The sequence below is a fragment of the Haliea sp. genome, from assembly GCF_040221975.1.
Lineage (GTDB): Bacteria > Pseudomonadota > Gammaproteobacteria > Pseudomonadales > Halieaceae > Haliea.
In genome coordinates, this window is sequence record NZ_JAVJWR010000027.1 from 1 (window position 1) to 11,889 (window position 11,889).

Consider the following 11,889-nt stretch of genomic DNA (forward strand, 5'->3'; position numbering starts at 1 on the left):
TTGCGTCAGGGCTGATTGGCCATGATCGTCCATCCACTCTAAAAACAATCCCCTATATAAGATGCAGCCACCGCAAAGCGGTTCAGATCAACAGACGTTTATACGCCATGCTTGCATGTCGAATAAACGCTAAGGTGTTAAATGGCCCAGGAGATGGTCGTGGAATCACTTGAAGATTTGAGGAAAAGTATCGATAACATCGATAACGCGATTGTGGCTATGCTAGCTGAGCGCTTCAAGGTCACGAATCGGGTTGGGTATTTCAAAGCCAGCCATGGACTTCCTGCCAAAGACGGGGATCGTGAGGCGTTGCAGCATGCCCGAATTCAAGAGTTGTCGCGGCAGTATGGTCTCGATCCGGAGCTGGCTTCTTGCGTTCTTGATCAGGTTATCGCAAAGGTTGTCGTAAACCATGAACAAATCGCCAAGGCCATTTAACAAGCAGCGGCAATGCGCGGCCTGCGGCCGCCGGACTCGCCACTACGTGGCTCGCCGCTGCGCTGAGCGTTACATGGCCTTTGAAATGGAGATGTTGTGGACGTAAAGGTTGAGGTCTACCGAAATAAGTTCATCGTTTACGCAAATGGGACCCCGAGAACTCTGGTTCCAAAGTCACCATTTTCAACGTCGAGGCTGTTAGTCGGTAATTTTCAAGAAGCTGAGGAGTGCCTCCGGAATGGGTTCAAGGAAATGCGTATTAGAACGTTCCCACGCTTCTTCAAACCAAAAGTTCACATATACCCGAAAGAAATGTCCGAAGGTGGGCTGTGTGGAGTTGAGCAGCGAGTACTTTATGAAGTGGGTTACAGTGCCGGGGCCAAGAGTGTAGAGATTCATGAGTAGCAGCCATGTAACAAGAAAGGGCTTGGGACGCCGTAACCGGCGCCCCAGCCTTAAGCGTTATGTATCTAAATGATTCGGCGCACCTTCAACATTCTGACCGTAGCAGTCGCAATCTTTTTCGGGGTCTTGGTTATATTGGCGGTTCCATCGTTCTTCGATCCTGCGTTCGAGGTAGTGAATAAAACGACGCTGCCAGTTTTCGTTGTCGCAGAATGGCGAAATGAAGAGAAGGAACTTGGCAACATTGCCCCAATGTCCTCCTACGAATTCAGCGTAAACGACGAAGCCGCGATGAAATTACGTGTCCGCTATCCTGGGGGGGCGGAGACCGAATCCGAGCCGATCTACTTCACGAGTGGAATACAGGTGATAGCTATGATTACAATTGATGCAATCAAAGTAAGGTACGACCATGAAACATAACAAATCGGTCAAGCCGTTCGTCGCTTTGCTCCGCACTCGGACGGCTGGTCCTCCGCGGCTTGTTGCGCATGGCTTCGCCATTAATGCGCAAACGCCGCTCCACACTAGCCGCCGCTCACCTCGGCGTTAAATGCCAGTCAGCGCGAAATCCAGTGCGGTAACTATTTCCTCTCTTAAATGGCTGAGGGAACCAATAGGCTTTTTCAAAGCCTTGGCAGGCATGGATGCAATCTGAGGTATGAGCAGAAGAAGTTCCTCCCCGTCGTATGTGACCGTTGGTGTAAGCCTTTCCATTTTTTCATTTCTAAAGTCGGCTAATCGCCCAAGTGGAAGCACTATTCGCGTAGCTATTTCGGAGATGACGCTGCTTTGAATATCCATTATAAAGGGGTAGGCTCGGCGAGTAGTTTTGCTCGGATTCTCATAAACATCAAACTGCGGCATCAAAATTCCTTGTATTCCTCGCCAAAACAGCCGTGCTCCTCGACGAACTCGTTATATGCTCTAATAGCGCTTCGGTTCTCGGCGGCCCATTTTCCGGAGTTAGCCTCGGCCAGCCTGGCTTGCAATGCCTGTTCCAGAGTTGCAGAAAGGTTTATGTTCAGTGCTCTGGATTTGCTCAGCAGATCACTATTTAAGCTAAGATTTGTGGCTTTCTTGGGAGCATCTGTATCAAAAAGGCGGTTCATCTATGATTCCTCCAAACGATATACCTCGGTATTATGCGCACTCCAATGCGCATTGTAAAGCATTTAACAAATCAAGGCTGGCGGACGCTGCGCGCGGCAGCTTGAAGCGTTATGCGTTTTGGATCGAATAATGTCACTCACTGAAAGATTGAAAAAAACAAGGAAGGAACAGAACAGGGTGTTTCCCAAGCTCAGGTTGCTCTATTTGTTGGTGTGTCTCAGGGAAGCATTGCTCAAATCGAGGACGGAACAACAAAGCGTTCTGTCCATATCCCCAAGATCGCTGAGTTCTTGGGAGTAACTCCATCGTGGTTGGAGTACGGTGACGGAGAAAAACAGAGCTCAGGAATCAATCTAGAGACCGATGAAAAGGCATTGATCTCTAACTTTCGGCGCCTCAACGCTGAAGACAAAAAGGCGGTCTCTAAAATAGTGAAGGCTCTGAGCCTGGATACCTATGGCAGTCAAAAAGACGCATAACAAGTACGGGCAAGAGGGACAGCCACTCCGTGGCTGCCCTTGCCGAAGGAGTTAGGTGGCATATGCCTGACTACGATTGGGAGTGTGGCGTTTGTGGAAAATCCAATAGGTCAAGCGAGACTATTTGCCCCGGATGTAACTCACCGCCGAATTTGACAGGGTTAGAGATTGAGGCGCGTCGATCCGGCGCGCCAAATGTCAAAGCATATCTTCTCTCCCAGTATCGTAAGAAAGCGCAAGATCCTTATGTAAAGGATATGGTTAAATGCTTTGTCATGTTTTTTCTAGTATTCGGACTACTTACGCTTTCCATCTGGCTAGAATCCATGGCCCTGATGTTAATATCAATTCCGCCTTTTCTATATATGTTCATCTTTTTTTGGAGAGTTTCGTGGAGAATGATTAGATACTTTTTTACTGGTAAGCCATATGAGCGCGTATAAACACCTAACAAATCAAGCCACGCGAACGTTAAAACCGCTGCGCGGTTTCACCCGCAACTGTGGGCGTTAGCTTTCCTATGAGAGATCGCACAATAACAATTGGATATGGATTTACTGCTTTAGCGGTGATAGCGTTTATTTATTATATAGTGAGCGGGCTTTCAGGTAGGGATATTTCCAGGCTTGAGGGCGGCGTGATATTCACTGTCATTTATATTAGTTTTGGCATTCAAGCATTACTTAATTATCTGGCAGGCAACAAGGTATGGTTGCCATTTGGTAACACCTTAATTGATGCTCCCGCTGGAGAAACAGAGGATAGCAATAGATGGCCTATCGCGGTGGTAGCTTTCGTATATATATTTCTGGGCTTTGTAGCTCTACTGGCTTTTCTGTCGGTGAAGCTAACAAGGTAATCATGTCGCCCGCAAAAAGCGCGGGCTGAGACAGCCTACTCGCCGCTTTACTCTGTTTCGGCTGCCCCATATTACGGCGTTAACTGCCATGAAGAACACACTACTTGCCGCACTGGTTTTTTCATTGATCTCGAGTCTAGCGGTTGGATATACGCCAAACTTTGATTCAATGACTGATGATGAATTATGGGATTCTTCAGACTATGTTGGTGTTGTAACTATCGTCAAAGGTCAGTATGTCGTATCCAAGGGGTATATATTAGAATCCAAAGTTGAAATGACCTTGAAGGGCAGCCCCGTAAAAAAACTGACGATAAATGCCCTTTTTCCACAGCCGGATGTTCCAAATCATCTGGGTGAAATGTATCTAGTATTTTTGAAGCATGTAAGTGGCAATAAATTTGAAATAATGAGGGAGCAAGTTTCCGTGGTGAAAATCTACCGGGCCGAACTTCAAGATAAAGAAAATGTGGCGCGGGCTGTAGAATCATACGGCAAAGATTTTGCCTCAATGTATGAATACGGCGGTCATATTTGGGCTGCAATATGCCGTGAGAGCAAAGAACCAACGATCTGTTCGGCCTACATTTCTTCGGCTAGCACTGCATTTAACAAAGCATTACAGCGGACGAGCCGCTGAATGCGGCGTTAACGTCCGCTCCTGGCCGTAGGTGGCGGCTCTGGAGTTGAGATGGCGCTCTAAAAGAGAGCAGCTTGTCCTAAAAGCGGCCTCTCACGCTATGCTGCTACTGACTTTGGTTTTAAAATTGGCTCGTGTGTAACATTAGACAATCGCACCGAGAATAGAGATGAAATGCATGAGATTTTTCGTCCGCACACTAGCGGTGCTGATCGTATCGACCGCTGCGATCGCCGCCTACAGTTATTACGTCTCCCGCCCCGTCGTGGACACCAACTGGGACGCCGCGCCGCCTCAGCTCATCGCAGATCCTGCTTTGGCGCTAACGTTCGCACGTACGGCCTCGTCCATTATACGGATCACCCGGCATAAAGGTGACGATGTCGAGGGAGTCGACATCACTGCTGGACTCGGCGACACCAGCGATCTGATCGAAGCTTACGCCCGGCTGGGCTACGAGGGCCTTGCTGCAATAACTGGCAAAACGGTCAGCATCCCGGTTCATGACCTGCTGCTGCCAGTGGACTTCCACTACCCTCACATCGCGGTTGGCACAAATTATAACGAGCATGCTGAAGAGGTTTACCTGAACGACCCGCCATTCCTGTTTCCGAAGCTGGCAAGGGCGAGCGTGTGGAACGACCCGGTAACCTTCCACCCACGGCTAGACTTCGAGGCCGAGCTTGCAATGGTACCGCTTGCTGATATCGACTCTCCCGATGACCGTGTTGAATATGCTCTAGTGCTTTGCAACGATTTCACTGATCGCTGGACCCTCCTACGCCAGCTTGATTTTAGCGAGCCGATGGGCACCACGGGCTTCGCGTCTGGCAAAGGTCGACCCACTTTCCTGCCCGCCGGCTACCTGTTTGTGATCCCGAGGTCAGCCAAGTTTTACGAGAAGATCTCGCTGGAGCTTGCTGTGAACGGTGTGGCGCGACAACGGTTTACCGCCAGCGAAATGATCCTGAAGGTGGACGACATAGTGCGCCAGGCGTTCTCCCATGGGGGGCGCACGTTTCTGGATGGCGAGGAGCCTGTGAGTCTGCTTCCGATAGGCTTCATCCCGCGTGGCTCGCTGATTCTGACCGGCACTGCTGCCGGCGTGTTGTTTAAACCCGTGAATATATGGAATCAGGATTTTTACCTGCAACGCGGGGATCGAGTTATTACCAGGGCCACCTTTCTGGGGCATCTGGACAACCGCATCGAATAGGTACTGCGCTTACCTATTTCGAGCCAAATGCCATGGAATAAGTTCTTGTTTCGTATGACCAACTCTTGCACAGGCGGGCCGCTAAAGTTGGTTAATCCTGCCCCTTGCTCAGGGACGTTCTGAGGTGGAAGCAGCCAAGTCCGCTATCGCCTACTGTGCGACGTTTGGCCGCTACCAATACGACAATGGTTGTCAGACCGAAGCGATCTACAGCAATAGCCGACTTCCCCCTACACGATCTAGTTAAAAAGAGCATAGAATGTGCAGTTCCGGTGTCACAAAGGCAGGGCTTTTGCGCATGAACTGGGAAATGATTTCGGCTGTTGTAGACAGCATTGGAGCCTTAGCGGTGGTTGCCTCGCTCATATTCTTGGGTATTCAGGTTCGAGCACAAAACCACGAGCGCCGCGTGGCATCAGTGCATGAGATCAACGAGGCCTATCGTACTATGCTGTCGTCATTGTGCGAGCCGGATCTCGCCGCCATAGTGGTTAAGGGGCTTGATGGATATGCTACGCTGGACCCTGTCGAAAGGATTCAAATGGTGTCCTACTTTATCGGCGGTCTGAAACTCTGCGAGGAGGCCTACTATCAATATCAACAAGGGCGGCTCGACCGGTTTTATTGGGAGGGTATGTTGCGCCAACTAGAAGATACGATGAGTTCAGATGCGTCGCGCAACGTATGGAGCCTGCGTCGCCATCAATTTGGTGATGAGTTTCGCTCGCTTGTGGATGGCCTGCCCCAGAAACAGAACACGTTGTGGTAGCGGCTCTTGGCAAATAGCGACGGTCGAGATTAAGCAATTCCGGGCTAAGCCAACGACCGCCTTGAGGTGACTCCCGGCGCTAATTGGCATTGAGTTCAACGTCAGCTCTTGGCCGATAATCGCCTAACCGGAAAGGTGGCGGCTTAGAGAACGCCGCCAATCTGAAAATGATTGCCCAGAGCTATATTTCGGTCTGTTCTGCCAGTTCCAGAGCGTCGTCTACTTCGATACCAAGGTATCTGACCGTGCTTTCCAGCTTCGTATGGCCGAGCAGCAATTGAATTGCTCTCAGATTTTTGGTTCGCTTATAAATCAGGGTTGCTTTGGTTCCACGCAATGAGTGGGTGCCGTAATCTTCAGGTTGCAAGCCAATTTGTGCAACCCATGACTTTACAATTCGCGCATACTGTCTGGTACTGAGATGGGCGCAGCGGTGGATGCGACTTGGAAACAGATAATCTTCGGAAGTCAGCTTTTTCGATTCGATCCAGGTTGCTAAAGATTCCCGCGTCTGCTGAGTGATTTCGAACTTTACCGGTTGTAACGTTTTCTGTTGGATTACCATCGCTCGTTTCAGGATGTTGGCACCTTGCGCGACGTCTCTTACCTTCAGTTTCACGAAGTCGGAACTTCTGAGCTTGCTATCGATGGCCAGGTTGAGCAAGGCGAGGTCGCGATGGTGGTTGGCGATTTCGAGCCTGACGCGAAGTGCCCAGATTTCTCTGAGTTTAAGTGGTGGCTTTTGGCCGACCACTCTGCCTTTGTTCCAGGTGCTTCATTGGTGTAAGCGTTCATTGACGTTTGCCATTATATAACCCTCCACAGGGGTGGGTTATGAGTATGGTTATTGATTCATCATTGGTCGACGTCTAGACCGGAAGTATACTGCTGGGGTCCGAGGTGTCGTCAGACAGCTGTCCCCCGGTCGTTTGCTGGGCTGAAGCTTCTTCAATTCGACCCGGCAACTTGCTCTGACAGGCGCCCCCGGCGCCTCAACAACCCTCCGGTGATGGTGGGAGTTCGTCCGCAATTCGCGCTATCAAGTGATATCATAATGTGATAGCTTTCTCGCCATGAACAGCACTCATCGAAAGACGCTGGCCGCTATTCTAGGCACCTCCAACACTTCGACCATGGAGTGGCGTCGAATAGAAGCGCTATTCGTAGCGCTGGGGGCGCAGACGATTGAAGGCAGTGGGTCTCGAGTACGGTTTGAACTGAATGGGGTAGTGGCTACTTTTCATAGGCCACATCCTCATAAGGAAGCAAAGCCCTATCAGGTCAGGGGCGCCAAAGAGTTTCTCTTCCGAGCAGGAGTACAATTATGAACATTATGAATTACAAGGGTTATTCGGCCCGAATTGAATACAGCGATGAAGATCAATGCTTTATCGGTCATATTGCCGGAATTCGGGATGTAGTTGGATTTCATGGTGATTCTGTCAAAGAACTTAAGACCGCATTTGAAGAAGCGGTTGAGGATTATGTTGCCACTTGTGAGAAGTTAAAGCGTGCCCCACAGCGCCCGTATTCAGGCAAAGTGATGTTGCGCATTGATCCGGCAATTCATGCAAGGGCCGCAATTCGCGCGGAGGCTGAAGGGAAAAGTTTAAATGCCTGGGCGCAGGATGTATTACAACGAGCAGTTTCATCGCAATAATTAACCAGGTTAGCAGTCCGCTACGCAATGACCGTTGTTCCGTTACCTTGCAGCTTCACACAGGTGCTCGAGCACGGGCGTTGATGCCACTGTGGTCGCTAGTGTTACTCGGCGGCCTATTGGGTTTCTGTGGTTATCGGCAGGCTCGGAGTTAGGATGCCAGTAATTGCCGGCATGGTTTATTTATATCGCTAATCCGCCCCCTTTCGATCAAGCCGGAGATGAGTTAACTGTCACCAGAACCCAGAGCATACGGTGGCGGCCTGCAGTGCCGTGTAATCTGGGGTTGTACAGATGTATGAGCGATAATGGCGCCGTGTTTCAGCGGCGGCAGGAAAGCCGTAACCCTAAAGAGCGCTTGTCTATTGCTTCTCGGATTTAGGGATACCATGGGTCATGCGTACAGTATTGTACAAATGTGCAAAGATTTGCTAACTTTCCTTCAGGTGCCCACAGACTACTAAAAACCCGAAGGAGCCGCCGCCATGAACATTCTTGCCACTCGATGCCCCTCTATAGCACTCGCCCTGCTGGCCGCCGGCGGGTTCACTCAGACCGCCTATGCGCAGCTCACCGCAGGGCCGATGCTGGAGGAGGTACTGGTAACGGCGCAGAAGCGGGAGCAGTCGCTCCAGAACGTGCCGGTGAGCGTCACTGCGTTCTCCGCGGAAACTATCGAGCGCGCTGGCATCCGGGACTTCGAGGATTACGCAATGAAGACCCCCAATGTGGGGTTCCAGCAACGCGGTAGCCGCTCCGATACCAAGTTTGGTATTCGCGGCGTCACCAATATCGGCGGTCAGGCCAACGCCGTGGGGGTGTATGTCGACGAGGTGAACGTGGTGCCCAGCGTGCTGTCCACTGGAACGTCGCGGACGGCGGACACCCAGTTGCTGGATATCGAACGTATCGAAGTGTTGCGCGGTCCGCAGGGCACCTTCTTCGGTCGCAACACCATGGGCGGCGCGATCAATATCACAACGGTAAAACCCGACCCCTCGGGCTTTGACGCCAGCGTCGTGGCCGAGGTCGGCGAGTGGGACCACCTGCTGGGGAGGGCCATGGTCAATGTCCCCCTGGGAGATAGTGTCGCGCTGCGGGCCACGGTCTACTACGATGAGAACGATGGCTTTATCACCAACCGGGGGCCCTCCGGTGCGTCCAATTCAGAGCAGAACCAGGGAGGTCGGCTCGCGCTGTCCTGGAACCCGTCCCAGCGCCTGGCCCTGGATCTCAGCGCCTCCTGGTCCAGGCTGGAACAGGACTACCCCGCCATGGTGCCCTCCGGGAACCTCGGCTCGATTCCCACCCAGGTGGTGACCGACGGGGGCTTTTTGTTTGATGTATTCGACGTGCCTGTCTGGCCCTTGGGCGACGTGCCGTTCTTCCCCGCTAACCATGACCACACAGCCACTGACATGGACCGCGCCGAGAGCAGTGACACGGCGATCTACACGGCGCGCCTGGTCTATGACTTTGATCGGTTTACCCTGACTTCGGTGACCGGCTACATCGATAACGAATTCAGCCAGGCAGGGGAGGGCGACGCCTCCGTGGCGCCGGCCTTCTTCGTCAGTCGCGACAGCGAGCTGGATGCCTTCAGCCAGGAGTTGAGGTTGTCGGGGGATTGGAACGGCGACACCACCTGGATGGTCGGTGCCATTTACGCCAGGGACGAAACGGTGGAAACCGACCTCAGCACGCACTTGGCGACGGACCCCTACCTCGCCCTGTGGGATATTCTCGGTGTGCTGGAGTTCGGTCTGCCGGGGGATATTGGCGACATCATCACCAACGGCCCCAGTGGGGTGACCGTGGGCAACTTCGAGGATGTCGACCGTGGCGCTGACACAACCAGCTACGCCGCATTCGGTGACATGAGCTGGCGGATCTCGGAGCACTGGGAAGTGGCCGTGGGGCTGCGCTACACCCAGGACGAGGTCGACTATTTCGAAGTGACCCGTCCCGCGATCACCATACCTGTGTCTGATATCTCCACCAGTCGTGACTTCGACGATTGGAGCCCGCGCCTCAATGTGAGCTGGTTCCCCACCGAGCAGGTCACGATCTACGGGACGGTCAGCAAAGGCTACAAGGTTGGTGGCTTCAATGCCTCCCAGGACCTGGTGAAATTGACCTTCGAGCCGGAGGAGGGCTGGAACTACGAGCTCGGGCTGAAATCCCGTTTTTGGAACGAGCGTGTGCAGTTGAACGCCGCGGCCTTTTACTTCGATTGGTCGGATCTGCAAGTGCGTGGGCAGGATGTGCGTACCCAGCGTCAGGTGGTCGTCAACGCCGACTCGGCGTACACCCAGGGGGGCGAGCTGGAGTTAAGCGCGCTGCTGACAGCATCACTGAGTCTCAATCTCGCCTACGGCTACCTCGACGCCGAGTTTGACAGGTTCCCCAACGCCATCGACACCAACGGGAACCTGTTCGACGGCAGCGGTCTGCGCATCCCGCTGGCCCCGGAGAATACCTTCTCCGCTGCGCTGCAGTATGAGTTCCTGCTGGGCAGCTGGGACGGGTTTCTGCGCGTGGACTACAGCTTCATCGACGACCAGTTCGCCAGCGCCGACAATAGTCCTGAAAGGCTGATTGAAAGCTACGAGCTGTGGAACCTGCGTGCGGGTATCGACAATGGCCACTTTGGTATTCAGGCCTTTGTGGAGAACCTGGCGGACGAGGAGTACAGTTCCGGGGTTGAAAACCTTGAAACCTTCTATACAGGCATGCAACGCAGCGTCGGTAAACCGCGCTGGGCCGGTGTGCGCCTGGAGTATAATTTCTGATATTGACCCACGTGAGCCGGCGCCTGCCGGCTCTTTCGTAATACCGAGGTAAATTCATGAAGTTTCCGCAACAGGGCCAATCGCCCGACGCTCTCCTGTCCCAGCTCGACGCGCGCAAGGGCAATGATGTGCCCTGGGAGGAAGGGCGTGTGTTCGCCTATATCTACGACGCGGGCCCCGAAGCCAAGCAACTCCTCAAGGACGCGTTCTCGCTGTACATGACCGAGAACGGGCTCGATCCCACCTCCTTCCCGAGCTGCATGCAGCTCGAAAAGGACGTGATCGGCATGGCGGTGGACCTGATGAACGGCGGCGAACAGGCAACCGGGACCTTCACGTCCGGCGGCACTGAAAGCATTCTCCTTTCTCTGAAGACCGCGCGGGATTTTTACCGCGACAGGCGCCCGGATATCACTGAGCCGGAAATCCTGTTGCCGACCACCGCGCACCCCGCCTTCCACAAGGCTTGCCACTACTTCGATCTGAAGGCGGTGCTGGTAGATGTGGATGACAAATTCCGCGCCATCCCGGAAAAGATGGCGGAAGCCGTAACCGACAACACCATTCTCATGGTCGGCTCGGCGCCGTCCTATGCCCATGGAAGTATTGATCCCATACGTGAGCTGGGCGAGATAGCACTCAAGCATGGCCTTCTGTTCCACGTTGATTGCTGCGTCGGCGGTATGTACCTGCCCTTCGCCAGGGAACTTGGCTATAGCATCCCCGACTTTGACCTCTCGGTGCCGGGCGTGACCCAATTGTCGATGGATTTCCACAAATGGGGCTACGCCGCCAAGGGCGCCTCCTGCGTGCTCTACAACGATCGCGAGCTGCGCCGCTACCAGATATTTTCCTACGCCAACTGGACCGGCTATGCCGTGATTAACCCGGGTGTGACCTCCACCAAGAGCGGCGGGCCCATTGCCGCCTGCTGGGCCATACTGAACTACCTGGGGCGAGAGGGTTATCTAAAGCTGGTGGATGCGGCGCAGCAGGCGTCACGCAAGATTGTCGACGCCGTAGAAGCCATTGAGGGCATGGAGGTCATGGGCGAAGGCAATCTTAATATGCTGGCGATCCGCGCGCTGGACTTCGATATCTTCCCGCTCGCCGATGAGATGAAGCGCCGTGGCTGGTACATCCAGCCCCAGTTTGGTTTCGCCAACAGCGCCGAGAATATGCACCTGTCAGTGGGTTACCACAACGTTCATGCGGTGGATGAGTTCGTGCGCGACCTCACCGAGGTCGCTACCCGGGTTCGCCAGCAGCAAATGGGGAAGGCCCGTTTCGAGATCCCGGAAGAGCTGAAGCAGCTCATTATCGGTGCCGGGCCCGAAGTGCTGGACCAGCTGACCGAACTGCTGGGCGATGGCACGTCCCTGCCGGACAGCATGGTGGAAATCAACAACATGCTGAACCAGTTGCCTGCCGACAGCCGCGAAATGCTGCTGGGCGAGTATATCAACCGCCTTTACAACCCCGACCAGCACTGAGCAATTCCTTCTCGGGCCGGCTCGC

General features: G+C 53.5%; 14 protein-coding genes. 11 read left to right on the top strand and 3 right to left on the bottom strand.

Going from position 1 to position 11,889, the window contains the following annotated elements:
- The first annotated feature begins 159 nt into the window (after positions 1-159).
- Together RLO07_RS10765 and RLO07_RS10770 are read left to right on the top strand one after the other, a co-directional pair.
- Positions 160-438: a chorismate mutase gene (locus RLO07_RS10765; RefSeq protein ID WP_462292147.1), complete on the top strand. Its 279-nt coding sequence runs from the start codon at positions 160-162 to the stop codon at positions 436-438.
- A 474-nt stretch (positions 439-912) separates the two neighbouring features.
- The gene (locus RLO07_RS10770; RefSeq protein WP_462292148.1) at positions 913-1,266 is read left to right on the top strand and encodes a hypothetical protein; all 354 of its coding nucleotides are present in this window, start codon (positions 913-915) and stop codon (positions 1,264-1,266) included.
- 126 nt (positions 1,267-1,392) lie between these two features.
- On the opposite strand, the gene RLO07_RS10775 is transcribed toward RLO07_RS10770, so the two are convergent.
- Positions 1,393-1,710, bottom strand: coding sequence for a CcdB family protein (locus RLO07_RS10775; protein ID WP_462292149.1), 318 nt, complete (start codon positions 1,708-1,710; stop codon positions 1,393-1,395).
- Positions 1,710-1,955, bottom strand: coding sequence for a type II toxin-antitoxin system CcdA family antitoxin (locus RLO07_RS10780; RefSeq protein WP_462292150.1), 246 nt, complete (start codon positions 1,953-1,955; stop codon positions 1,710-1,712). Before RLO07_RS10780 ends, RLO07_RS10775 begins: the two co-directional genes overlap by 1 nt.
- Positions 1,956-2,102: 147 nt before the next feature.
- Here RLO07_RS10780 and RLO07_RS10785 point away from each other — a divergent pair, with 147 nt between their 5' ends.
- The 5 genes from RLO07_RS10785 to RLO07_RS10805 all read left to right on the top strand — a co-directional run bounded on the left by RLO07_RS10785 (position 2,103) and on the right by RLO07_RS10805 (position 5,919).
- Entirely contained in the window at positions 2,103-2,435 is a 333-nt protein-coding gene (locus tag RLO07_RS10785) for a helix-turn-helix domain-containing protein (RefSeq protein WP_462292276.1), read from the top strand.
- 520 nt (positions 2,436-2,955) lie between these two features.
- Positions 2,956-3,294 carry a hypothetical protein gene (locus tag RLO07_RS10790; RefSeq protein WP_462292151.1) on the top strand — a complete coding sequence of 113 codons (339 nt, stop codon included), beginning with the start codon at positions 2,956-2,958 and terminating at the stop codon, positions 3,292-3,294.
- 88 nt (positions 3,295-3,382) lie between these two features.
- Complete coding sequence (locus RLO07_RS10795; RefSeq protein WP_462292152.1) at positions 3,383-3,934, top strand: hypothetical protein; 552 nt, start codon at positions 3,383-3,385, stop codon at positions 3,932-3,934.
- Positions 3,935-4,112: 178 nt separating this feature from the next.
- Entirely contained in the window at positions 4,113-5,150 is a 1,038-nt protein-coding gene (locus RLO07_RS10800) for a fumarylacetoacetate hydrolase family protein (RefSeq protein WP_462292153.1), read from the top strand.
- Positions 5,151-5,448: 298 nt separating this feature from the next.
- Complete coding sequence (locus tag RLO07_RS10805) at positions 5,449-5,919, top strand: hypothetical protein (RefSeq protein WP_462292154.1); 471 nt, start codon at positions 5,449-5,451, stop codon at positions 5,917-5,919.
- A 181-nt stretch (positions 5,920-6,100) separates the two neighbouring features.
- Here the strand turns inward: RLO07_RS10805 and RLO07_RS10810 are convergent, their stop codons facing one another.
- Positions 6,101-6,673 carry a tyrosine-type recombinase/integrase gene (locus tag RLO07_RS10810; RefSeq protein WP_462292155.1) on the bottom strand — a complete coding sequence of 191 codons (573 nt, stop codon included), beginning with the start codon at positions 6,671-6,673 and terminating at the stop codon, positions 6,101-6,103.
- A gap of 379 nt (positions 6,674-7,052) precedes the next feature.
- Between RLO07_RS10810 and RLO07_RS10815 the strand changes: the two genes are divergently transcribed.
- From RLO07_RS10815 to RLO07_RS10830, 4 genes are all read left to right on the top strand, one after another.
- The gene (locus RLO07_RS10815; protein ID WP_462292277.1) at positions 7,053-7,247 is read left to right on the top strand and encodes a type II toxin-antitoxin system HicA family toxin; all 195 of its coding nucleotides are present in this window, start codon (positions 7,053-7,055) and stop codon (positions 7,245-7,247) included.
- The gene (locus tag RLO07_RS10820) at positions 7,244-7,579 is read left to right on the top strand and encodes a type II toxin-antitoxin system HicB family antitoxin (RefSeq protein ID WP_462292156.1); all 336 of its coding nucleotides are present in this window, start codon (positions 7,244-7,246) and stop codon (positions 7,577-7,579) included. The genes RLO07_RS10815 and RLO07_RS10820 overlap by 4 nt, the downstream gene beginning before the upstream one ends.
- Before the next feature lie 485 nt (positions 7,580-8,064).
- Positions 8,065-10,371, top strand: coding sequence for a TonB-dependent receptor (locus RLO07_RS10825; RefSeq protein ID WP_462292157.1), 2,307 nt, complete (start codon positions 8,065-8,067; stop codon positions 10,369-10,371).
- A gap of 56 nt (positions 10,372-10,427) precedes the next feature.
- Positions 10,428-11,864, top strand: a complete 1,437-nt coding sequence (locus RLO07_RS10830) for a pyridoxal phosphate-dependent decarboxylase family protein (RefSeq protein WP_462292158.1) — start codon at positions 10,428-10,430, stop codon at positions 11,862-11,864.
- The last annotated feature ends 25 nt before the right edge of the window (positions 11,865-11,889 follow it).